Annotated in this window: 20 protein-coding genes; 14 read left to right on the top strand and 6 right to left on the bottom strand. The window is 63.7% G+C overall.

Annotated elements, in window-relative coordinates; translation table 11 throughout:
* From J8I29_RS18615 to J8I29_RS18600, 4 genes are all read left to right on the top strand, one after another.
* Nucleotides 1–468: a DUF411 domain-containing protein gene (locus tag J8I29_RS18615; protein WP_209432796.1), complete on the top strand. Its 468-nt coding sequence runs from the start codon at nucleotides 1–3 to the stop codon at nucleotides 466–468.
* Between the two features lie 402 nt (nucleotides 469–870).
* Nucleotides 871–2,817, top strand: coding sequence for a PrkA family serine protein kinase (locus tag J8I29_RS18610; protein WP_105860352.1), 1,947 nt, complete (start codon nucleotides 871–873; stop codon nucleotides 2,815–2,817).
* Nucleotides 2,818–2,838: 21 nt separating this feature from the next.
* Nucleotides 2,839–4,146, top strand: a complete 1,308-nt coding sequence (locus J8I29_RS18605) for a YeaH/YhbH family protein (protein WP_209432795.1) — start codon at nucleotides 2,839–2,841, stop codon at nucleotides 4,144–4,146.
* Nucleotides 4,147–4,157: 11 nt separating this feature from the next.
* A complete protein-coding gene (locus tag J8I29_RS18600; RefSeq protein ID WP_209432794.1) occupies nucleotides 4,158–5,720 on the top strand; it encodes a SpoVR family protein in 1,563 nt (520 codons plus the stop codon).
* A 33-nt stretch (nucleotides 5,721–5,753) separates the two neighbouring features.
* On the opposite strand, the gene J8I29_RS18595 is transcribed toward J8I29_RS18600, so the two are convergent.
* Nucleotides 5,754–6,152 carry a hypothetical protein gene (locus J8I29_RS18595; protein ID WP_209432793.1) on the bottom strand — a complete coding sequence of 133 codons (399 nt, stop codon included), beginning with the start codon at nucleotides 6,150–6,152 and terminating at the stop codon, nucleotides 5,754–5,756.
* A 4-nt stretch (nucleotides 6,153–6,156) separates the two neighbouring features.
* A complete protein-coding gene (locus tag J8I29_RS30305) occupies nucleotides 6,157–6,291 on the bottom strand; it encodes a hypothetical protein (protein WP_280870788.1) in 135 nt (44 codons plus the stop codon).
* Nucleotides 6,292–6,703: 412 nt separating this feature from the next.
* Here J8I29_RS30305 and J8I29_RS18590 point away from each other — a divergent pair, with 412 nt between their 5' ends.
* The 3 genes from J8I29_RS18590 to J8I29_RS18580 all read left to right on the top strand — a co-directional run bounded on the left by J8I29_RS18590 (nucleotide 6,704) and on the right by J8I29_RS18580 (nucleotide 9,648).
* Nucleotides 6,704–7,717 (top strand): OmpA family protein, encoded by a 1,014-nt coding sequence (locus tag J8I29_RS18590; protein WP_209432792.1) that lies wholly within the window; start codon nucleotides 6,704–6,706, stop codon nucleotides 7,715–7,717.
* Between the two features lie 36 nt (nucleotides 7,718–7,753).
* Nucleotides 7,754–8,740 (top strand): DUF930 domain-containing protein, encoded by a 987-nt coding sequence (locus J8I29_RS18585; RefSeq protein ID WP_209432791.1) that lies wholly within the window; start codon nucleotides 7,754–7,756, stop codon nucleotides 8,738–8,740.
* 194 nt (nucleotides 8,741–8,934) lie between these two features.
* A complete protein-coding gene (locus J8I29_RS18580; protein ID WP_209432790.1) occupies nucleotides 8,935–9,648 on the top strand; it encodes a L,D-transpeptidase in 714 nt (237 codons plus the stop codon).
* A 106-nt stretch (nucleotides 9,649–9,754) separates the two neighbouring features.
* Here J8I29_RS18580 and J8I29_RS18575 read toward each other — a convergent pair whose 3' ends face one another.
* Complete coding sequence (locus tag J8I29_RS18575) at nucleotides 9,755–10,693, bottom strand: hypothetical protein (RefSeq protein ID WP_105860345.1); 939 nt, start codon at nucleotides 10,691–10,693, stop codon at nucleotides 9,755–9,757.
* Between the two features lie 438 nt (nucleotides 10,694–11,131).
* Between J8I29_RS18575 and J8I29_RS18570 the strand changes: the two genes are divergently transcribed.
* Nucleotides 11,132–11,575 carry an SRPBCC family protein gene (locus J8I29_RS18570; RefSeq protein ID WP_209432789.1) on the top strand — a complete coding sequence of 148 codons (444 nt, stop codon included), beginning with the start codon at nucleotides 11,132–11,134 and terminating at the stop codon, nucleotides 11,573–11,575.
* Between the two features lie 99 nt (nucleotides 11,576–11,674).
* Here J8I29_RS18570 and J8I29_RS18565 read toward each other — a convergent pair whose 3' ends face one another.
* Complete coding sequence (locus J8I29_RS18565) at nucleotides 11,675–12,454, bottom strand: HAD-IIA family hydrolase (protein ID WP_209432788.1); 780 nt, start codon at nucleotides 12,452–12,454, stop codon at nucleotides 11,675–11,677.
* A gap of 308 nt (nucleotides 12,455–12,762) precedes the next feature.
* On the opposite strand from J8I29_RS18565, the gene J8I29_RS18560 reads away from it, so the two are divergent.
* The 4 genes from J8I29_RS18560 to J8I29_RS18545 all read left to right on the top strand — a co-directional run bounded on the left by J8I29_RS18560 (nucleotide 12,763) and on the right by J8I29_RS18545 (nucleotide 18,167).
* Nucleotides 12,763–14,325: an ABC transporter substrate-binding protein gene (locus J8I29_RS18560; RefSeq protein ID WP_209432787.1), complete on the top strand. Its 1,563-nt coding sequence runs from the start codon at nucleotides 12,763–12,765 to the stop codon at nucleotides 14,323–14,325.
* A gap of 125 nt (nucleotides 14,326–14,450) precedes the next feature.
* On the top strand, nucleotides 14,451–15,431 hold the full coding sequence (locus J8I29_RS18555; protein ID WP_105860342.1) for an ABC transporter permease: 981 nt from the start codon (nucleotides 14,451–14,453) through the stop codon (nucleotides 15,429–15,431).
* A gap of 2 nt (nucleotides 15,432–15,433) precedes the next feature.
* Complete coding sequence (locus J8I29_RS18550; RefSeq protein WP_209432786.1) at nucleotides 15,434–16,342, top strand: ABC transporter permease; 909 nt, start codon at nucleotides 15,434–15,436, stop codon at nucleotides 16,340–16,342.
* Between the two features lies 1 nt (nucleotide 16,343).
* Nucleotides 16,344–18,167, top strand: a complete 1,824-nt coding sequence (locus J8I29_RS18545) for an ABC transporter ATP-binding protein (protein ID WP_209432785.1) — start codon at nucleotides 16,344–16,346, stop codon at nucleotides 18,165–18,167.
* 202 nt (nucleotides 18,168–18,369) lie between these two features.
* Here J8I29_RS18545 and J8I29_RS18540 read toward each other — a convergent pair whose 3' ends face one another.
* Entirely contained in the window at nucleotides 18,370–19,596 is a 1,227-nt protein-coding gene (locus J8I29_RS18540) for an allantoate amidohydrolase (protein ID WP_209432784.1), read from the bottom strand.
* A 7-nt stretch (nucleotides 19,597–19,603) separates the two neighbouring features.
* Nucleotides 19,604–21,004: an amidase gene (locus J8I29_RS18535; protein ID WP_209432783.1), complete on the bottom strand. Its 1,401-nt coding sequence runs from the start codon at nucleotides 21,002–21,004 to the stop codon at nucleotides 19,604–19,606.
* Between the two features lie 301 nt (nucleotides 21,005–21,305).
* On the opposite strand from J8I29_RS18535, the gene J8I29_RS18530 reads away from it, so the two are divergent.
* Nucleotides 21,306–22,259, top strand: a complete 954-nt coding sequence (locus J8I29_RS18530) for a phosphotransferase (protein WP_245197120.1) — start codon at nucleotides 21,306–21,308, stop codon at nucleotides 22,257–22,259.
* On the top strand, nucleotides 22,259–23,218 hold the full coding sequence (locus J8I29_RS18525) for a choline kinase family protein (protein ID WP_209432782.1): 960 nt from the start codon (nucleotides 22,259–22,261) through the stop codon (nucleotides 23,216–23,218). The genes J8I29_RS18530 and J8I29_RS18525 overlap by 1 nt, the downstream gene beginning before the upstream one ends.
* Nucleotides 23,219–23,252 lie beyond the last annotated feature (34 nt).

Below are 23,252 nucleotides of genomic sequence, written 5' to 3'. Positions count from 1 at the left end.
ATGAAAAGAAATTCAGTTAAGAAGATCCTTCGAAGCCTTTCGGTTGCGGCGCTGGTTTCCCTGCCCGGCCTTGCCAATGCGGCCGGGCCGACCGTCGAGATCCTCACCACCGGGGGCTGCAGTTGCTGCCTCGCCTGGGCCCGCCATCTGCAGGAACAGGGCTATGCGACGGATGTCCGGCAACTTCCGTCGGAGGAGTTCCAGCGGCGCAAGCTCCAATCGGGCGTCAAGCCGGATCTCGCCTCCTGCCATACCGGCTTGATCGGCGGCTATGTCATCGAAGGCCATGTTCCGGCTCGCGAGATTGCGCGCCTGCTCTCCGAACGCCCCGATGCGGTCGGGCTGGCGGTACCCGACATGCCCATCGGTTCGCCCGGCATGGGCGAAGGCAGCGCCGATGCCGAGCCATACGATGTCCTGCTGCTGCGCAAGGACGGGACCACCCAGGTTTTTGCCCGCTATCGATAGCAGCGGCGGCTGCCCCGACGCCGGTCGCGTCGCTTTGCCGCGGCTTGCCGGGGGCGGCAAAGCACACCTCTGCATCACGCCACCCTTCTGGGTTCCCCGGCAGCGTATTTTGGCTGTGAACGGTGCGCACATGCACGGACGAATCAACGATGATGCGCTAGATTGAGCTTTGTTGATCAGCCGATTCATACTTGCGGCGATGGCCACAAGCGTGAGGTGGCGGAGCGACGAACATTAATTTTTCGATCGCATCTGGATAAAAATACTTACCGGCACCAGACTACCATAATCTGCCGCAATCTTAGCGGATGTTCTTTGTGAGTCACTCGGAACTCTACGGGTTTCCTGCAGTTGAGTGAGCAAGGGCGCAGTCGACCCGATCAGCCACCATGGGAGGCTGCCATGACTGAGAGAAGCGACGTTTTCGACCTGTTTGCGGAACATTATACCAATGCGGCCCAGGAGGAGATGAGCCTCCAGCAATATTTGCTGGCGTGCCGCGAGGACCCGTCGATGTACGCCTCCGCGGCCGAGCGGATGATCGACGCGATCGGCGAGCCGAGACTGGTCGATACCAGCAAGGACGAGCGCCTCGGGCGGATTTTCGCCAACCGCACGGTCAAGACATATCCGGCCTTCGCCGATTTTTACGGCATGGAGGATACGATCGAGCGTCTCGTCGGCTATTTTCGCTATGCCTCCCAGGGCCTGGAAGAACGCAAGCAGATCCTCTACCTCCTCGGTCCCGTTGGCGGCGGCAAGTCTTCCCTGGCGGAACGGCTGAAGAAGCTGATGGAAGAACGCCCCATCTACACGCTCAAGGTCGGCGGTAAGATAAGCCCGATCTTCGAATCGCCGCTCGGCCTCTTCAATCCGGACCGGATGGGCGACCTCCTGGAAGACAAATATGGCATCGCACGGCGGCGTCTGAACGGCCTGATTTCCCCATGGGCGGCCAAGCGCCTCGACGAATTGTCCGGCGACATTTCCAAATTCAGCGTCGTCAAACTGGTGCCCTCGCGGCTGCGCCAGATCGGCATCGCCAAGACCGAGCCCGGCGATGAAAACAACCAGGACGTTTCGGCTCTGGTCGGCAAGGTCGATATCCGCCAGCTGGAACATTTCAGCCAATCGGATCCCGACGCCTATTCCTACAGCGGCGGGCTCAACCGCACGACCCAGGGGCTGCTCGAATTTGTCGAGATGTTCAAGGCGCCGATCAAGGTTCTGCACCCCCTGCTCACCGCCACCCAGGAGGGCAGCTACAACGGCACCGAGAATTTCGGCGCCTTCCCCTATCAGGGCATCGTCGTGGCCCATTCCAACGAGTCGGAATGGCTGCAGTTCAAGAGCAACAAGAACAACGAAGCCTTTCTCGACCGCATTCTCGTGGTCAAGGTTCCCTATTGCCTGCGTGTCACCGAGGAAAGGCAGATCTACGAGAAGCTGCTGCGCGAAAGCGAACTGGCAAGCAGCCCCTGTGCGCCGGAAGTGCTCGACATTCTCAGCCGATTCTCGGTGTCGACCCGGCTGGCCGAGTTCGACAATTCGCCGCTCTACACCAAGATGCGCATCTATGACGGCGAAAATCTCAAGGAGCTGGATCCCAAGGCGAAGGCCGTTCAGGAATATCGCGACGCCGCCGGCGTCGACGAGGGCATGACGGGCGTCAGCACGCGCTTTGCCTTCAAGATCCTGTCGCAGACCTTCAACTACGACACCCAGGAACTGGCCGCCGATCCCGTGCATCTGATGTACATCCTGGAGGAGGCGATCAAGCGCGAGCAGTTCGCGAAGGAGACGGAAACGGCCTATCTCGACTTCATCAAGTCGGAGCTGGCGAGCCGCTACGCCGAATTCATCGGACACGAGATTCAGAAGGCCTATCTGGAATCCTATTCGGAATATGGCCAGAACCTGTTCGACCGCTACATCGCCTATGCCGATGCCTGGGTCGAGGATCAGGATTATAAGGATCCCGATACCGGCCAGGTTCTCAACCGCGAGGTGCTGGACAAGGAGCTGTCCCAGATCGAGAAGCCGGCGGGCATCGCCAACCCCAAGGATTTCCGCAACGAGGTGGTGAAATTCACGCTTCGCGCCCGCGCCAAGAACCATGGCCGCAACCCGGCCTGGACCAGTTATGAAAAGCTGCGCGAAGTCATCGAGAAGCGGATGTTCGGGCAGGTGGAGGATCTCCTGCCGGTGATCAGCTTCGGCTCCAAGCAGGACAGCGTCACCGAGAAACGGCATACGGAATTCGTGCAGCGTATGGTGGAGCGCGGCTACACCAAGCGGCAGGTGCGTCGGCTGGTGGATTGGTATATGCGTGTAAACAAGGCGGGTTGATCCCGGCCGGGTGGGGTCCCCATGCCAATCTTCATCGATCGCCGCCTCAACCCCAAGGACAAGAGCCTGGGCAATCGCCAGCGCTTCCTGCGCCGTGCGCGAGCCGAGCTGAAGCAGAGCATCCGCGATCAGATCAAAACCGGCAAGATCGCGGATGTGGATGCCAAGCATTCCGTCTCGATGCCGGTGCACGGCACGAGCGAGCCGACCTTTCGCGAGGCGCGGGACAGCGGCAGCCGTCATCATGTTCTGCCGGGCAACAAGCAGTTCGCGCCGGGCGATAGGGTTTCCAAGCCCAATCAGGGTGCCGGATCGGGTTCGGCTCCGGGTCTGACCGCCTCGGAGGATGATTTCCGCTTCGTGCTGACTCGCGAAGAGGTGCTCGACCTCTTCTTCGAGGATCTCGAACTGCCCGACATGGTCAAGCTCAACCTCAAGGAGATCCTGATCGTCAAGCCGCGGCGGGCCGGTTTCTCGGTGAGCGGCTCGCCGACCAACATCAATGTCGGGCGTACCATGCGCAACAGCCATGGCCGCCGAATTGCTCTCAAGCGCCCGAAACAGGAGGAGCTGGACGTTATCCTCCAGGAATTGCAGGAGCTCGATTCCGGTGCGGCCGGTGCCGCAGCCCGGCAGCGCATCGCCGAGCTGCATGCGGAACTCGACCGGCTGGAGCGCCGGCGCAGGGTGATCTCCTATATCGATCCCGTCGACATCCGCTTCAATCGCTTCGATGCGCAGCCGCTGCCGAACGCCAATGCGGTGATGTTCTGCCTGATGGACGTGTCCGGCTCGATGGGAGAACGGGAAAAGGATCTGGCCAAGCGCTTCTTCGTCCTGCTGCACCTGTTCCTGAAGCGGCGCTACGAACGCACCGACATCGTCTTCATCCGTCATACCCACGAGGCCCAGGAGGTCGACGAAGAGACCTTCTTTTATTCGACCCAGAGCGGCGGCACCGTGGTCTCGACAGCGCTCGAAGAGATGCAGCGTATCATCAAGGAGCGCTATCCCTCCAATGAATGGAACATCTATGCCGCCCAGGCTTCGGACGGCGACAACATCGCCACCGATTCCGGGCGTTGCATCGCGCTGCTGGACGGCGAGATCATGCGGCTGTGTCAATATTTCGCCTATGTCGAGATCATCGACGAGCGCGAGAGCCATATCTTCGGCGGCACCGAGAACGGAACCTCGCTCTGGCAGGCCTATGCGGCCGTCACCGAGCGCTGGGCGAACTTCCAGATGAGCCGCATCGCCAAGGCTTCGGACATCTACCCGGTCTTCCGCCAGCTCTTCACCAGGCAGCCCGCCTCGCAGGGCGGGTGAAAGGAGCGCCGATGCCCAAGCCGACGCCCAAGCACGCGCCCAACACCGACTTGCTGTTCTCCGGCTCGGATTGGAATTTCAAGACATTGTCGCGGGCCTATGACGCCATCGAGGCGCTGGCGGTGGAGGAGCTCCATCTCGACACCTATCCGGTGCAGATGGAGATCATTTCCTCCGAACAGATGCTCGACGCCTACTCGTCCGTCGGCATGCCGCTGATGTACCGGCATTGGTCGTTCGGCAAGCATTTCCTCCATCAGGAACTGATGTATCGCAAGGGCGGCCGTGGACTCGCCTATGAAATCGTCATCAATTCCAACCCCTGCGTCGTCTATCTGATGGAAGAGAACACCATGGCCCTGCAGGCCCTGGTAACCGCGCATGCGGCGCTCGGCCACAATCACTTCTTCAAGAACAACTACCTGTTTCAGCAATGGACGGATGCGGGCGCCATCCTGGGCTATCTCGATTTTGCCAAGGGCTTCATCACCCGCTGCGAGGAACGGCATGGCGTGGCTGCGGTGGAGGCCATTCTCGATGCCGCCCACGCGCTGATGGAACAGGGCGTGTTCAGATATCGCCGCCCGCCCAAGCTTTCCTCGGAAAAGCAGCGCGAGGGGGTGCGCGAGCGGCTGGAATATGAAGAGCGCACCTACAACGATCTCTGGCGCACGCTGCCGCCCGCCAAGGGCGGGGACAAAGCGGAGGACGCCAGGGACGGCTCTCCCGAACGCAAGAAGGCTCTCAATCTTCCCGAGGAAAACCTGCTCTATTTCCTGGAGAAGAACAGCCTGATCCTCGAACCGTGGCAGCGCGAGATCCTCAGGATCGTCCGCGTCATCGCGCAATATTTCTATCCGCAGCGCCAGACCCAGGTGATGAACGAAGGCTGCGCGACCTTCGTGCATTACACCCTGATGAACGCGCTGTTCGACCGGGGCCGGATCAGCGAAGGCGCGATGCTCGAGATCCTGCGCAACCACTCCAACGTGGTATTCCAGCCGGGCTATGACGATCCCCGCTTTTCCGGGATCAATCCCTATGCGCTGGGCCTCGACATGATGCAGGACATCCAGCGCATCTCGACCGAACCGACGCAGGAAGATCGCGACTGGTTTCCCGAATTTGCGGGCAACGGCAATTGGCGCGAGGTCTTGCTCGACGCCTGGGCCAATTACCGCGATGAGTCCTTCATCCGCCAATATCTCAGCCCGACGCTGATCCGCAAATGGCGGATGTTCGTCCTGTCCGACGCCGCCAACGAATCCTTCTACAAAGTCGCCTCGATCCACAATGAGCGCGGCTATGAGAATGTCCGCGCCGCCCTCGCCCACAGCTATGATATCGGCGCGAACCGCTCGGACATCCAGGTCGTGGACGTCGATCTGCTGGGCGACCGGCAACTGCGCCTGCAGCACAAGGTCAATGACGGCATCGTGCTGGAGCCCAACAGCCGCGACGCGACGCTGCGTCATATCCGCAGCCTCTGGGGCTACGAAGTGAGCCTGGAGGGCGTCGACGCCCGCACGGGAAGCAGGATCTATGAATGTTCGACTCGTCAGGTATCGGGGTGAACCAACCGCGGCCCGACGCGCGATGGGCGCCGGTCAGGGCTTGCCTGGCTCCAGCGTGATGCGGGCCTGCCGAGCCGTGACCGTGCCATTCACGCCGTAGCTCGCGCTCCATTCGAAGCGCAGGCCCTGCTCGACCCGTGTGACATCCAGTTCGAAGATGATGCCCGGGACCATGTCGAAATCGCTGCACTCGATGGTGCTCACGCCTTCCAGGGCGAAAGTGACGACGGCATGTTTTTCGGTGAGCAGATGGCCGTCGTCATCGGCCTTGTCCGTGAGGATCCAGGCATGGATCCGCATGAGCCCCTGCCCCTTGCCGAAGAAGGCGATCTCCAGCAAATGGCCATCATGGAAGCGCGGCACGCGGCCGAACCAGGCGAGCAGTTCCTCTCCGCCGGGCAGCTCGTGCAGGATTGAAGCAGGCGCGGTCACCGGTTCACCTAAAGTCCACGGCCGTTTTAGGCTTCATTGCGAACGTGGCGCACTCGTCGAGCAGATCAGCCGGTTGATCGATGCGCGCATGGCCGGAGCGCTGCTCCAGCACGGTATGGATCTTGCGGCCGTCGAGCAAGACTTTTCGCGGGTGAGAGCTTCGCCGGCCGGCACGAGCTTCACGAAACGGGCCCCTCGTTCTCGGTGGATATGCCCGGCCTTGACGATACCTATCCGGGGTCCCGCTTTTGGGGGATATACGGATCGGACCGGAGGCATAATATAGCGTGATCCGGCAACGGTGCGGCTGGGTAGGGAGCCCTGATCCGCCCGCTTTTGGCTGCAGGGAAGTGCTGGCGGCGGGTGAATTGAAATAAGCCGCCAGGGCGGGCCTCGCGATCTCATGCATGAAGGCGGTTAAGCAGCCGCAAAATCCCTTTCCATGACGTTCTCGGTTTCTCCAACCCGCAACAGGGCGATCGGTCCCGCAGCTCGCCAGGCGATGCGCTCGGGCCGATCGTTCCGCCCAGGAATGGACTTGTGGAGCGAACATGACCGACCAATACATACCCGGCATCTGGTCGACGCGTTACGAACAACTTTCCGCCCCCGAACGCGACTATGTGGCCGGAGAGGCCGATCGCCGGTTTCGCGCGCGTACCGGCATCTCGCGCAAGCTCGACCCGAAGGCGGACCACAATCTCGTGGTCCAATGGCTTCGCATTCGCGACGAGGTTCTGGCCCAGCTTAGCGGCAAGGGACCCGGCAATGCGAACAAGACCGGCGACGGCCTCGCCCTCTGGCTGCCAGCGCCGATGAAGAACTTCGCGTTCTTTCTCCTCTACAATTACGATGTCGGCAGCGACGCGCCCAAGCCGCTGCACCTGAAGGCGATAGACGGTGTGATGCGCTTGTTCCTCAAGGCAAATGCCGAGCTCAGGATCGGCGTCGAAGGCCACGCCAGCCGGACTGGCGGGGAGAGATATGACAACAGCGGTCTTTCCGAACGACGCGCGGCAAACATCGACAAATATTTGCGCAAGCTCGCCGGCTCATCGGCAAAGTTCTTCACCTCCGGCGGCTCCGGCGCCAAGCAGCAGGTATCCGCCAATCCATTCTATCGCGATACCTGGCCCCACTTGGAATCACTCGACGAGGACGAACGCGACCGCTCCGTGGTCGTCACCTTCCAATGGCAGCCGCCCGGGATCCTGGATGCGCTCGATCAACCCAATATCGACTGGGACAAGGCGTTCGATCAGGCGGCGCCCTACGCAGCTTTTGCCTATGTCAGCACCATGGGGCTCAAGATCGCGTCCGACAATCTGTCGCCCATTCAGTTGGGCGGCGTACCGGTTCCCTGGAACCCTTATACGGGCTGGCCGACGAGCTGGACCACCGGCAATCCCGACGCCGACCAGGTGATGCAGGCAATGGGCAAGATGATGATCGACAATATTGAGGCAGCCGCCGCGAGAAAAGGTTACAAGATCACGCGCGACGACATCATCCGGCACTATCAGGATTGGCTGAAGAACCCGAAAAACAAGTGGGTAAATCCGTAAGGCTTGGGTCCTGTCTCGCCATGCCCGAGCGCCGGCATGCATCCGCACACCACCCTCCCCGCCGGACGGATATTTCGATCCGGCCGGCCGGCGCGCTTGATACCGCCGATATTTCACTCCACATCTTTCGGGATGAGAAACGACCAGCCGGATCAGCGATTGTGGAGGTGGAGCCTGCTGGCCTCGCTCTTCCTCAATTTGCTGGTCGCCGCGCTCATCCTGCCGCGATCGCTGGTCTCGCCCCTGAAGGAGGAGCAGGCGATAACGGTCGACCTGGTGCAATCGATCGAACCGCCCCCGAAACCGAAAGCCGAAGCTCCGCCACCTGCCAAGCCCGCGCCGCCACCAGCAGACGGTGCGGCGAAACCACTGTCACCCAAGGCGGCGGATGAACGGCAGGCCACGCAGCCTATCATCAAGCCGGTGTTTCTGTTTGGCGACAAGGACCGTGGGCCCCGAAAAGCTTGGGATGGCAATAGTTCTGAAACCGGTTCTGCCCGCCCCCCGGCCCGACCTGATCCGGCTCAGGCAACTGTCCCGACAACGCCGCCCGTGACGACGGCTGCAACCGAGCAGGGCCCCCCGGATGCCTCGACAAAGACGGCAGCTGCACCTGCCCAAACTCAAGCTCAAGTCCGGATTCAAGTTCAACCAGGTTCTAAGCTTCACGAAGCCAAGACATTGTTTTCGCAGGAGACGTCCAACGACATCAACGCAATGATTGCGATGGGCAACATGTCCCGCGGCGAGCGGGCCGGCCAGCTTTGCATCACGGAGCTGCATGAGCAATTGCTGCACGCCTCACCTCCCTATATCCCGGACATGCTGCCTCGCGAGCGGCTCGAGCAAGGCAGCGTGCTCGAAGATGCCAAGGCGGCGTTCTCCTCCAATTCGCAATGGTACGATCTGAGTTATCGTTGCGAAGTCGATGCCCAGGCCACCAAGGTCACCGCCTTCGCCTTCCAGGTCGGCAGTCCGGTCCCGCGCAGCGACTGGAAAAGCCGCGGGCTGCCGTCACCATAGGCCAGGCATGAATGCCCGCTCGGTCCCGGGACGCCGCCTGAGGCCGCCGATTTTGGTGCATGGTGGGGGGCTCGGCAGAGGCCGGAGCTTGCCAATCGGCCCGTCTAAGGGCAAATTTCAGCCCAGCGAGACACTCGGCGGCCGATGCCGCTGGCTTCTCCGGTCGGGCAACGGGACATGGGAACGCGCACATCATGATCATGGACGGTGGAATTGCCGATGCCGGCGAGATGGACGAGGTCGCCCGGCTTGGGCTTGGATCGGGGCCCGTCAGCCGCCGCTCGTTTCTGATCGGCTCTGCCGCCGTCGGTCTCGGCGCCCTGGGGCTGGCCGGCTGCGCAACCTCCGGCGGTATGAGCCGCGCCGAGGCCGCGAGGCTCTATGCGGCGGTGCCCGAGGAGAAATTCCCGATCCCGGCGGTCGATGTCAGCAAGATCGACCCGAAATATTATCGCCGGAAAGTGCAGTACCCCAGCAAGGAAGCGGCCGGCACGATCATCGTTGATCCGAGCAAATATTATGTCTACCGCATCGAGGGCGACGGGATCGCCACCCGTTATGGCGCCAATGTCGGCCGTCAGGGCTTCCTGTGGCATGGGGAAGCCTATGTCGGGCGCAAAGCCGAGTGGCCGGTGTGGACGCCGCCCAGGGAGATGATCGCGCGCCAGCCGGAGGCCGCCAAATATGCGGGTGGTATGCCGCCCGGCCTGAACAATCCGCTCGGTGCCCGCACGCTCTATCTCTATCAGAACGGCAAATACACGCTCTACACGATCTACAGCACCATCATTCCACAGTCGATCGGCTCCGGCGTTACGAGCGGCTGTACCGGCCTTCTCACCCAGGACATGCTCCACCTCTATGCGCAGACGCCTGTTGGAACGAAGGTGGTCGTCCTACCGGCGTAAGGCCCGTGCGGGTTTCCGGCGGATTGCTGCCTTATCGCTGAGGTCGCGGCATTGCGGCCTCGCAAGAAGCGCTGAAGAAAAGCGGGGACGCCCCGAAATCCGGGCGCTATGTCCAGGCATTGAGGTCGCTGACGAGCTGCCTGTCCAGCCACAGGCTTTCCAGGCCGCTGGAAAGCAGGATGCCGCCGCGGTCATGGTGGCCGCTCCCCCCCAAATTGCGTTTGTGGTGCAGGAAGTGGCCGACCTCATGCGCCATCACACCGATGAACGCCTCGCCGAGGTCGAACACTCCTGGATTGCCCTGGTCGACGACCACGCAGACCTGCTCGTCGGGCAGAAACTGCCCGGCCGCTTCGCTCGCCGTGGCATCGTAGTCGCCCACCAGAAAGCAGGTGAGATCGGCGCCGCGCTGCTTGAGCGGCACGATGTCCTGGCGGAAGACGTCCCGCATGATCTTCGGGCCCAGGGCCTTTTCCACCATGATCCAGTCGGCGCCGGCCGGCGTGAAGAAGATGTTGGTCTGGGCCCCGAAGATCCAGTTCAGCCGGGTTAGGAACCAGGACGCGTCCTCCGGCTTGAATTTCGTTGCGTTGACAACCTTGCCCGCCTGGTCGAAATGCCTGAGGAACTTGAAGGCGATCGAGTAGCTCTTGCGCGGCATGATGGCGACATCGAGCTTGATGACCGTGCTGCCGCGCGTGCCCGTGAGCGTGGGAATGCCGGTCCCTCTGGCCTGGATCTTGAGGGCGCGTGCCCCCGCCTGCGGCCGTATGGCGCCATAAAGCGCGGTGCGCAGGCGCAGCAACTGATCGTCGCGCTCCTGGCTTTTCTGCGGCCCATAGCGCGCATCGATATAGTCCTGAGCGACGCCTTCGACCTGCTCGAGCTTGATATCGTCGATCTGCAGCCGGGCGTGATCGTAGGCCAGGTGCACGCCCTTGGCATCCCGCAGGCAGACCAGGTTGAAGCCACCATACGGAACAATCATGAAGTTTTGCGCAGTGTATACGCCCGACTGCTGCAGGAACTGAACGAAGCTCGCCATGTCGTTCCCCAGCCTCGATCCACGATGGTGTCGCACCCGGCCCATCGTGGCCGCGGGAACCATCTGTGGCCATCACTGTCGGGTTGAGTGAACAATATAGCGGAAACCGGCTTTGAGAGGCAATGTACCGGTACCGTCAAACCTCCGGTTGAAATTCGCCTTGAAGGCTTGCTGCTGAGCCGATGCGGCCGGCCCAGACCTTGTCTCCCGGACGGACCCGACACGCCGCACCCGCCGGGCCGTCTTGGAACGGATATTCGGGACGCTTCAGCGGGCAGAAGCCGGTGCCCAGAAAAAATCTGCGCCGCTCTGTCGGGCCGGCGGAAGAGCGTTCGTCCTTGGAGCATGGCAAGATGCTTTCCACCAGGATTTCCTTCTCTCCAAGCCGAGCGTTTTTTCAAGCCACGAGCGTTCTTCCAAGCCAAGAGGATCATGACCATGCCCAGCACCATCCGCCTGCACCGCGTCCTGGCGACCAGTCCCGAGAAGGTCTACCGGGCCTTCCTCGAAGCGGACGCCCTCGCCAAATGGCTGCCGCCGAACGGCTTCACCTGCACCGTGCATCACTTCGAGCCGGCGGTCGGCGGCACGTTCAAGATGTCGTTCCGCAACTTCACCACCGGCCATAGCCATTCGTTCGGCGGCGAATATCTCGAACTCGTGCCGGGTGAGCGGCTGCGCTACACGGACAAGTTCGACGATCCCAATCTCGCGGGGGAGATCGTGGTGACGGTGGCGCTGAAGAAAGTATCCTGCGGCACCGAACTGAACATCGAGCAGGCCGGCATCCCCGACCTCATCCCGCCAGAGGCCTGCTATCTCGGCTGGCAGGACTCACTGCGCAATCTGGCGCGGCTTGTCGAGCCCGAGATCAATCAATAGTTTTCGGTTTCTTAGGGCCAGGGTGCCCGAAATGGCGCGCCCTGGCCACCTGAACCGTTTTCCAGCAAAGCCGATAACGTCGTCTGCCGATGACGAGGTTCAATCCGCAATCAGTTTCAGCAGGCTCGCCACTTCGAGATCCGGCGTCACATCCGTCCGGGCGGCCACCGCCACGCCCGTCGTCACCAGCACGGAGCGCAGGCCCGCCCGCTGGCCGGCCAGGATATCGGTGGCGATCTGGTCGCCGATCATGATCGTCCCGTCCCGAGGCGTGCCGAGAAAGCCGAGAGCCTCCTCGATCATCAGCGGCTCGGGCTTGCCCACCACGATCGGCCGACAGGCCGGCACCGCCGCCTGGACGGCCGCCATCAGCACGCCGACGCAGGGCTCATAGCCGTTCTCGATAGGCACCAGCAGGTCGGGATTGGTCACCACCACCGCCGCTCCGCCGAGTGCGGCACGCACCGCCGTGCTCAGTTTCGTGTAGTTCAGTTGATAGTCGAAGCCGAGCACCACGACCTCGGCATCGTCCCCCGCCGGGGTGAAGCCGGCGGCCTCCAGCGCCTCGAACAAAGGCCGTTCGCCGATGGCGAAGACCCGCGCTCCCGCAGGCCAGCGCCGGCGCATCAGGCTCGCCGTGGCCGAGACCGCGCAGAAGACCTGTTCCGGTTCGGCGACAATTCCCATCCGCGTGAGCCTGGCGGCAAAATCGGCCGCGGATTTGGTGGCGTTGTTGGTGACGAAGGCATAGGGAATCCCGTCCGCATGCCAGCGCCGGAAGGCCTCGACGGCATCGGGAATCGGGCTGCTGCCACGATAGGCCACCCCGTCTAGATCCGAGACGATCCCCTTCAGATTGATGGATTCGAATGACGGCATCGCCGAGGTTCCCTGACACGATTCGGCCCCGATCATAGGCCGGCCCGGCACGCGGCGGCTATTGCCCGAACTCCTCCATTCCTGTGCCGGCAGCCGCGTCGATACAGACCCCAGTTTCCATGCCTTTTCATTGGGCATGGCGCGAGAAGGGTCAGCAATGGAATCGTGGAGCGGCAGGCATCAGGCTCCGGCGCCATCTGGTCTAGAGTTTCATCACCCGCCAACGACAAGGCGGGACGGCTCGGCACTGCGTCGGATCGGAAGGCGAGCCCGAAAAACTTCTGCGCCCCCATTCAGAGGAACGAGAGATGATCAACCGCAGAGACCTTATGCTGGGCGCGCTGGCTGGAGCCGGCGCCTTCGGCTTCGGCCGCGTCAACCCCGACTTCCTGGTCAACTCGGCCTTCGCCGCCGAAGGCCGGCCGCTGCGCTTCCTCGGCGCCGAAGCGCTGACCGGCAATTGGGATCCGACCACCCATACCAATCTCGGCCAGCTCATCGTCGAGGGTTTCGTCTTCGGCTATCTCACGCGCGCGCCGATGAAGCCGGACAATCCGGAAGAGCTGGTGTTCGAGCTGGCCGAGTCGCTCAAGCCGATCGACACCTACACGCTGGAGGTGAAGCTGCGCAAAGGCGTGAAGTTCCACGACGGCACGCCCTTCACCTCGGCCGACGTCAAGGCCACCTACGAATATGGCTCCCAGCCCGACAGGCCGGCGCAATGGTATCCAGGCCCGGTCAAGGTCGATATCGTCGACGAGCACACCTGCCACATCAACACCAAGGACTATGGCTACCCGGCGGCGCTCTACTACTATCTCTCGTCCTTCCTGCCGATCATGGCGGCCAAGGACGTCGCCAACAAGGCGCAGCTCTCGGCCCGCATGAACGGCACCGGCCCCTTCAAATATGTCGACCAGAAGGGCGACACCACCATCCTGGCCGCCAACACCGATTTCATCTTCGGCGCACCCAAGATCCCGGGCGTCGAATATCATTTCGTCGGCGACACCACCACGCGCACGCTGTCCCTGCTCAACGGCCAGGCCGACATCATCGAGCGGCTGGAGCAGGAGCAGGTCGACACCATCGCCAAAGACGACCGCTTCGCCATCCACAAGGCGGTATCGGTCGAGAACAAATATCTGTTCTTCCGCTGCTCCAAGAAGCCCTTCGACGATCCGCGCATCCGCCTCGCCGCCTGCCATTCGATCGACCGCAAGCAGGTGCTGGAGGTCCTCGGCGTCTCCGGCACCTTCTCCAAGGCCCATATCTCGCCGGTGAAGTTCGGCTATACCGAAGTCGCCGACTATCCCGAATATGATCCGGACAAGGCCCAGGCCCTGCTGGCCGAGGCGGGCTTCCCCAAGGGCGAGGGCCTGCCGGAACTGACCTATTATTCCTCGGTGGGCTTCTATCCCAAGACCAAGGAATATGCCGAGCTGATCACCGGCATGCTGGAGGAACAGGGCTTCAAGGTGAACCTGCAAACCCTGGAAGTCGCGGCCTGGGGCAACCTGCTCTACGACAAGCCGGGCGGTGGCGAAGGCCATATGATCGACTGCGGCTGGTGCACGGGTTCGCCCGAACCGGACCTGGTGATCCGCACCCACTTCCACTCCTCCTCCAAGCGCATCACCGGCATCGTCGACAAGGAAATCGACGCGGTGCTCGACAAGGAGCGCAACGCCGGCTCCATCGAGGAGCGCAAGAAGATCCTGCAGACGGAAACCTTGCCGATCATCGCACGCAAGGCGCCGGCGCTGGCTTTGTTCACCTCGGTGTTCATCCACGCCTACTCCAAGAAGCTCGACGGTCTCTACATCTACCCGAACGGCGTGCAGGACATGAGCAAGGCAAACCTGGCCTGAGCCGCAAGGGACTGGAGCCGGTCCCCCCGGCCGGCTCCTCTTTTTTATCCTCCCCCTCCAGGGGAGGGTCATGGGGATCCCGGCGGGCCACTATCCGTCACGCGATTGCTTGAGACCGTTTGCCGATGCTGATTGTCGAATTCCTGATCAAGCGGATCGCCCAGGGCCTGCTCATCGTGGCCCTGACATCGCTGATCATCTTCACGCTGCTGCGCGTGGTCCCGGGCGATCCCGTCCGCCTGATCGTCGGCGGCATGGCGCCGGACAATGTCGTCGAGGAAGTCGCCACCAAGATGGGCCTGCGCGACCCGATCATCGTGCAGTACGGCCGCTACATGATGGGCCTGGCCAAGGGCGATCTCGGCCAGTCCTATATCAGGCCGCGCAGCGGCGGCGTCGCGGCGGGCGGGCAATATGTCGATCCGACCAAGGCCGAGATGGCGCCGGTGGCAGACCTCATCCTCGAGCGCCTGCCGCTGACCCTGCAGCTCGCGGGCGTCGCCCTGGTCTTCGCGCTGCTGATCTCCTTTCCGATCGGGCTTGCCGGCGGGCTCAACCAGCATGGCTGGCCGAATGCGCTGGCCTTCGGGGTGCAGTCACTCTTCGTCTCCATCCCGAATTTCTGGCTCGCCATCGTGCTGATCCTGTTCCTGTCGGTGAAGCTCGATTGGCTGCCGGCTCTGGGCTACAAGGGCTTCAGCTATGTGCTCCTGCCGGCCTTCGTGCTGGCGGTCGAGATCTCGCCCTTCATCATCCGCACGCTGACCACCTCGCTGGGGGAGGTGATGCAGGCGCCCTTCATCGACGAAGCCCGGGTGCGCGGCCTCTCGCGCCGGCGCATCGTCTATTCCCACGCTTTGCGCAACGCTTCCGTGCCGCTGGTCAACCTGCTCGGCATTCAGCTTTCCACCCTGATCGGCGGCGTGCTGGTGATCGAATACATCTTCGACTATCCGGGCCTAGGCAATCTCACCGTGGTGTCCGTGCTCGGCCGCGACTTTCCGGTAATCCAGGGCATCGCCATCACCACCAGCGCCGTCTTCGTCTTCATCAACATCCTGGTCGATCTCGTGGCCTATCTCATCGACCCCCGCGTGGAGATCTGAGCATGAGCACCATGACCAGCGACGCCGCGCCCACCCTCGAACGGGCCCAGTCGATCAGCCGCCGCATCCTGGCCAGCGCCTGGGCCATGCCGAGCTTTCGCGTCGGCCTGTTCGTTTTCCTGGCGATGCTTCTCGTCTCGGCGATCTATCCGGAACTCTCCTCGATCTCCGCCACCAAGATGGTGGTGAAGGACAAGTTCATTCCGCCGCTGTTCCTCGGCGAGAAATGGACCTGGCTGCATCCGCTCGGCACCGACCAGCTCGGCCGCGACATGCTGCTGCGCTGCCTGATCGGCCTGCGCTATTCGCTGCTGATCGGCGTGGTCACGGTGGCGCTGGTCTTCCTGATCGGCTGCGGGCTCGGCCTGCTCGCCGGTTTCAAGGGCGGCTGGTGGGACACCGTCATCATGCGCATCACCGATGCGCAGCTCTCGATCCCGATGATCATCCTGGCCATCACCATCCTGGGCGTGACCAAGCCGGAAGTGCACACCATCATCATCGTGCTGGCCCTCTCCGGCTGGCCGCTCTATGCCCGCGTCGCGCGCAGCGCCGCCGTCGCCGAGCGCGGCAAGGAGTATGTGCGCGGCCTGCGCGTGCTCGGGGCCGGCGACTGGCGCATCCTGCTGCTCTATGCCGCCCCCAACATCCTGCCGCCCATCGCCTTCGTCGCCGTGCTGGACGTCGCCCGCATGATGATCTTCGAGGCGATCCTCGGCTTCCTCGGCCTCGGCATCCAGCCGCCGACGCCGAGCTTCGGCTCGATCATTTCCGACAGCCGCAAATATCTCATCAATGCCTGGTGGATCGCCACCAGCCCCGGCGTGTTCCTGGCCCTGGCGCTGACTTCGATCAACCTGATGGGATCCGCCCTCGAAAAGGCGCGCAACAAGATCTATGGAGGCGCCTGAGATGGACAATTCGCCGATCCTGGAAACTCGCCATCTCACCGTCGGTTCGCCCCGCGACGAGGCGCCGGTGCTCGAAGACATCACGCTCACGCTCCATAGCGCCGAGATCCTCGGCATCTATGGCGAGAGCGGCGCCGGCAAGACGGTGCTGACCCGCGCCCTCGCCAACTGGCTGCCGGAGAGTCTCGCCTATCGTCGCGGCTCGGTGCTGTTCGCGGGCAAGGACGTCACGACGGATTCCGCCGGCAACAGCTTCATCGTCGGCCGCGACATCGCCTATATCGGATCCAAGCCACAGAGCTCGCTCGACCCGACCCAGCCCGTCGGCGTGCAGATCTGCGAGAAATTGCGCAGCGTGCGCCCGGCCTGGAGCAGGAAGGAATGCCAGGAGCGCGTCGTGCAACTGCTCAGCGAAGTCCGCATCCCCTCCCCCCGGGAGCGGTACTTCGAATATCCCTCCAAATTCTCCGGCGGCATGATGCAGCGCGCCATGATCGTCGACGCCATCTGCGCGGAACCGGCCGTGCTGATCGCGGATAACATCACCCAGCCGCTCGACGTCACCATCGCGGCCCAGATTGTGGCGCTGCTGCACGACCTCTGCCAGCGCCACAAGATGGCGACGATCTACCTGTCGTCTTCGCTGGCGACGCTCGGCCAGTTCGGCGGCCGCACGGCCGTGCTGCATCGAGGTCGCCTGGTGGAGGAACAGCCTTTCGCCGAGCTGATGCGGGCGCCCGGTGACGACTACACCCGCCGTGCCATTGCCAGCGTGCCGCGCATCTGGTCGACGCGTGAACAGCCGGTCTCGCGCCGGAACGACAGTGACGCGCCGCTGATGCGGGTGGCCGAGGCCCATCGTACCTATCTCGCCCGCAAGCGTGGCACCTTCAACACCTACCGCCACATCCGGGCGGTGCGCGGCGTCAGCTTCGACATCTTGCCGCGTGAGAATTTCGGCATCGTCGGCGAATCCGGCTGCGGCAAGTCGACCCTGACACGCCTGCTCGCCTGGCTGGAGGCGCCCGACAAGGGCGACATCATCCTCGGCGACGTCTCGCTGCGCACGCTCTCCGCCCAGCAATTGCTCGCCAAGCGCGGCGAGTTCCAGCTCCTGCTGCAGGATCCCTACAATGCCCTGCCGCCGCGCACGACGGTGGGACGGATGATCGAGGAAAGCCTGCTGATCCGCGGCAGCCATTCCGGCAAGGCCCTGCACGAGCGCGTCATCGCCGCCATGCAGGAGGTCGGCCTGTCGCCGCGGCTCTATGATGAATTGCCGAACGCCCTCTCCACCGGCGAGCGCCAGCGCATCTCGATCGCCCGCGCTTTGGTGCTCTCGCCCAAGCTGCTCATCCTCGACGAGACCCTGTCCGCCCTCGACCAGCGCGAACAGGCCAAGCTCATCGAGCTGTTCTCGAGCCTGCAGGAGAAGAACGATCTCACCTATGTCTTCATCTCCCACGACCTCGCCATGGTCCGGAAGGTGTGCACCCGCATCGCGGTGATGTATCTGGGCGAGATGGTCGAGATCGCCGACAACCACGATCTCTTCTTCGAGCCGCAGCATCCCTACACCAAGGCCCTGCTTTCGGCCGCGCCGACCTTGGAGGAAAAGCCGTTCGACCCTCAGGATTACCTGCTCGAAGGCGAACCGCCGAGCCCCATCGACATCCCGCCCGGCTGCAGCTTCGCCTCCCGCTGCCCCAAGGCTTTCGCGCGCTGCCGCACGGAGACGCCGGCATTAAGGGAATACCGCCCGGGCAGCTTGGCTGCCTGCCACCTGCTCGACATCGAGGCGGGTGAGAAGTCGGTGGCGGCTTGAGTGGGTCGAACGGTCGAGAATGAGGCGCGGATAGCCTTCTCCCCTTGCGGGAGAAGGTGGCCGAGCGGAGCGAGGTCGGATGAGGGGTGTCGGTGCGACACTTGCAAGGTCGCGTTTCTCCCCTCATCCGCCCCTTCGGGGCACCTTCTCCCGCAAGGGGAGAAGGCTCTCCGCGCCCCATTCTGCGAGACAATTCCCACCGCTACTCCTCCGTCACCATGCGCCAGAGCACGTCCGTGAGCACTGCCAGCCCCTTGTCCAGCGCGGCTTCGTCGGTGAATTCGGCGGGGTTGTGGCTGAGGCCGTTGTGGCTCGGCACGAAAATCAGCGATGCCGGCATGCGCTTGTTGAGCGCGAGCGCATCATGGCCGGCGATCGTCTTCATTTCCATCGCGGAGAAGCCCAGCTCCCGTGCGACCGCAGCGGTCAGCGCCGCGCCATGCGGATCGAGCGTTGCCGTACCGCGACGCTCGTCGACCGCGATCTCGATATCAACGCCCAGGGATGCCACCGCGGCCCCGGCCTCGGCCAGGAAGCGATCGCCCAAAGCGACGGCCACAGCAGCATCCTCATGGCGAAACTCGAACCAGACCTGAACCCGGCTCGGCGTTACATTGGGTGAATTGGGATCGACGGTGATGCGCGCCGCCGAAGCATGGGCGCCGCTGCCGCCGAGTTCGACCAGGCAATGATGCAGTTCGATCGCCCTGGCGGCTGCCCGCAGGGCATCACGGCGGCGCGCCATCCGCGTCGGCCCTGTATGGGAGGGCTCGCCATGAAAGACCAGCGACAGCTTGCGGGCCCCCCAGCAGCCGATGACGATGCCGATTTCGACACCTTTCTCTTCCAGGAGCGGTCCCTGCTCGACATGAAGCTCGACATAGCGCCGCGGCGCCAGGGAGAGATCCGCTGTGCCGCGATAGCCGATGGCGGCCAGCGCCTCCCCAAGCGTGACGCCGGCGCCATCGGCAAGGCCGAGGGCTGCGTCGAGCGCCAGCGTGCCGGCAAAGACGGAACTGCCGGTCAGGCTCGGTTGGAAGCGGGCGCCTTCCTCATTGGTCCAGTTGGCGGCAACCAGATTGCGTTTGGCCTTGCCCGGCTCGGCCGCCGCACGGGCGGCGACAGCCTCGACCGCCAGCAGGCCCGCCAGCACGCCATAAACGCCGTCATAGCGCCCACCGGTCGGCTGGCTGTCGAGATGGGAGCCGACAATCACCGCCTCCTGCGACGACGGCGCCAGGGCGGCAACGCCGAACATGTTGCCGACGGGGTCGACATGCAGGCCGAGTTGGCGGCTGACGATCTCGGCGGCAAGCCGTGCCCGCGCCCCACCGTCTTCAGGCGTTCCGGTCAGGCGGCAGACACCCCCGTCGGGCGTGGCGCCGATCCGTGCGAAGGTTTCCAGCAGGCGGTTCAGTGTGGAGGTCATGGGCGCCTCATGCTCGGGGCTGGAGCGGCCAGTCCATGGTGATCGGCCTGAGGTCCTCCAGTGCCTTGGTCACCTGCAAGACGCCGAGATCGTCGCAGCGATGGCCGATGACCTGGATGCCGATCGGCAGATGCCGCTCGTCGAAGGCGGTGCAGACGGTTGAGGCCGGCTGGCCGGTCTGGTTGAACAGGGCCGTGAAGACGGTGTGCGCCAGCGGCACCTCCCGCGAAACACCCGGCTCCTCGGCAGGGAAATTCACCACGGGCAGGGTCGGGGCGATCACATAATCCCAGCCCTCGAAGGCGGAAAGCAACGCCGCCTTCATCCTCGTGATGGCACCGAGGCTGCGAAAGAGATCCTCCCCGGAATGCGAAGCTCCCTGCTGCGCCCAATCCCGCACATAGGCGTTGATGCCGTTGCCGTCATGCGGCGGCAGGTCGCTGCATTCGACGAAGCCGCGGACCTGCAGGTAGAGATCGATCGGCGCATAGGCATCCTGCTCGAGCGGCGAGACGAAGGGCTCGACGATCGCTCCTGCGCCTTCCAGCAGCCGGCCTGCGGCCTCTACGGCTGCATGCACGGCGGGTTCCGGCTTCGGCCCGAACCCCATATCGGTGAGAACGCCGATGCGCAGTCCCCTGAGGTCGCGTGCGAGATGCCGGTGATATTGCAGGCCGTCGCCCGGGAAGCTCCAGGTGTCGCGCTCGTCGGAACGCGTGAGCACGCTCAGCATGCGGGCGATGTCCTCGACCCGCCGACCCATCGGGCCGGCCATGCGCATGGTATCGGGCGGCAGGTGCGGCACGCGGCCATGGCTCGGCTTGAGGGAGGCGAGCCCGCAATGAGCGGCGGGCAGGCGCACCGAGCCGGCGATGTCAGTTCCCACGGCCAGGAAACCCATGCCGGCCGCGACCGAGGCGCCGGCGCCGGACGAAGAGCCCCCGGTATTCCAGGACAGGCCCCAGGGATTGCGGGTGATGCCGTGCAGCGAGCTGATGCCGGAGGCCATCAGCCCGCAATCGGGCATGGTCGTCTTGGCGAAGATCGGGGCGCCGGTTTCCATGAGGGCGAGGGCCGGCGGTGCGTTGTAGGTGGAAGCCGGCAGGTGCCGATTGGCGGCGATGCCGTGTCTATAGGGCCAGCCCACCATGGCGACGCTGTCCTTGACCGTGACCGGGATGCCGTCGAGCACACCGGCCGGCGTGCCGGCCCGATAGCGGGCCTCGGAGGCCCGGGCCGTGGCGAGCGCCTCCTCCGGCCTGAGACAGAAGAGCGCGTTCACCGCGGCATTGGTCGCCTCGGAATGCTCGATCACCGTGCGCGTGACCTCGACCGGGGAAAGCTCCCCTGCCGCATAGGCGTCGACGATCTCACCGACACTCATGGCGACAAGGCTGGTGATGGACATGGAAGGCTCCCTGTTCCGGCACGATTTCGAGCGCCGGTGATATCGCTCGACCTAACGGATTTTGCTCAAGCTCGGGTAGGGGCACGGTCTGCCGGACAAGAAATCATGGAGCATCAGGCATCCTCACCACGACCTTTCGCGGCGAAGATAGGATCGGGGCAATGGCCTGCGCCATCGCCTCCAAAACCACCATCGCTAGGGCAAAATGCGTCGCGCGAAACGCTCCTGCCCTAGTTCCTTGTTTCGACATGCCTTTGCGATTCCTTTCGATATCACAAAGGCTTCGGGGGCCGACGACGGAATGAGCATGTTCGAGGAGGAGCGGGTACGGGCGGAGGCCCATGTCCGACAGCTGCCCGGCTGGGCGGCGCGCACGATCACGACGGAGCCTGCCATACCGGTGCTTGCCTCACCGAGCTGGCGGGGCGTCGACGGTTCGCCCTGGCGGGTGCGCGACAAGGCGAGCGGCGAGAGCCTGTTCGTCAAGCTCATGCATCCCGACGCCGCCTTCTACATCGATATCGCCTGCGCCTTCCAGGCGGCGCGGCAGGCTTCCGAGCTCGGCATCGGTCCGCGTGTCTTCCTGGCGGAGGAGAATACGGGCGTCCTCGTGATGGAGGATCTCGACGCCGGCTGGCGTACCGCCACCCTGGAACGCCTGCTCGACCAGGACATCGTCGATCGCGTCCTGGCAGCGCGAGGGCGCTTCCAGGAAAGCGCCGCGCTCAGCCGCACCAGCAGCGTGTTCGACGAGATCGAGCGCTTTCATCGCGATGCCCGCGCGGCCAAAGGCCAATTGCCTGCCGATGCGGACTGGCTGCTGGCGGAACTGCGTTATGCCGGGCAGGTGCTGGCATCAGGCCGAAGGGCGCCGGTGCCCAGCCATGGCGACGGCAATGTCTCGAACATCATGATCAGCGAGACCGGCGAGATTCGCCTGGTCGATTGGGACAGGGCCGGCAACGCCGACCCGCTCGAAGATATGGGCAGCTTCCTCGCCGAAGCCTTCGACCAGGAGCCGGAGGCGCGCGACGCCTTCGCCCGCACCCAGGGCGGCTTCGACGAGGCCGCCTATAACCGCGCCTGGCTCTATGGCGTGGCGGATGATCTGCGCTGGGGCCTGATCGGCACCCTCGTGGCCGCCCGCTCGCCGCGCAACACCCTGGAATTCCATAAATTCGCCAGCTGGCGCCTGGTGCGCTGCCGCATGGCGGTGCATTCGCCCCATTTCGGCGAAGCGCTGCGGAGGGTCTGATGTCCGTCAAGAAACGCCTCGGCGAGGCCGCCAGCGAAGCCGAACACCGCCTGGAGGCGGCCATTGCCAGGGTACCGTTCTGGCAGGGCCGCAGCGTGCACTATACCGCCCTGGTTGGCGGGCTGATGAACCAGAACTGGGTCGCGGAAATCGAAGGCGACGCCAGGCGCTATTTCATCAAGGTGCCCGGGGCGGGTTCGGAAATGTTCATCGACCGCGTCGCCGCCAACCAAGCCGCGCGCAACGCGCATGCCATCGACGTGGCGCCGGAAGTGGTGTTCTTCGATTCGGCGGATGGCCTGGAGATCAGCGAATTCCTCGACGGCTACCGGGCCTGCACCAATGCCGACTTCTCCGATCCGGCCATCCAGGCCGACGTGCTCGGCATCTATCGCCGCCTGCATGCCAGCCCTGCCCTGTCGCTGACCAAGACCATCTTCGACATGATCGAGGAGCATATCGAGCAGGGCCGCGAACTCGGCGCTCATTTCCCGCCGGCCATGCCCTGGATCGAGCATCGCTACCGCCAGGCCAAGGCCGCCTTCCTGGCCTCCGGGCTCGATCTCGTGCCCTGCTTCAACGATCCCATGCCCGGCAACTTCCTGATCAGCGCCGACGGCGCGCCCAACTCGCGGCCGATGAAACTGATCGACTACGAGTTCGCCTCCAACAATGAACGGGCCTATGAGCTCGGCGTGCTGTTCGCCGAAATGTTCTATGACGAGCAGAAGACCCTCGAGCTGATCGAGCAATATTGCGGCGCCGTGCGGCCGGATATGGTGGCACGGGTCATGCTCAACCGGGCCCTCGCCGACGTCAAATGGGCGAGCTGGGCGGTGGTCAACCGCAAGCTCAACAGCTGGGACTTCGACTACCAGAAATATGGCGTGTGGAAATATATGCGCGCGCGCCAGGTGATGTACGACCCGCGCTGGGAAAGCTGGTTGCGGCAGATTTGAGTTTGCCCCGGGGTACGCAGACGTCTGGTCCGCG

Source organism: Labrys sp. LIt4, from assembly GCF_017813775.1.
GTDB lineage: Bacteria > Pseudomonadota > Alphaproteobacteria > Rhizobiales > Labraceae > Labrys > Labrys okinawensis_A.
This window is presented reverse-complemented; position numbering and strand designations above follow the sequence as displayed.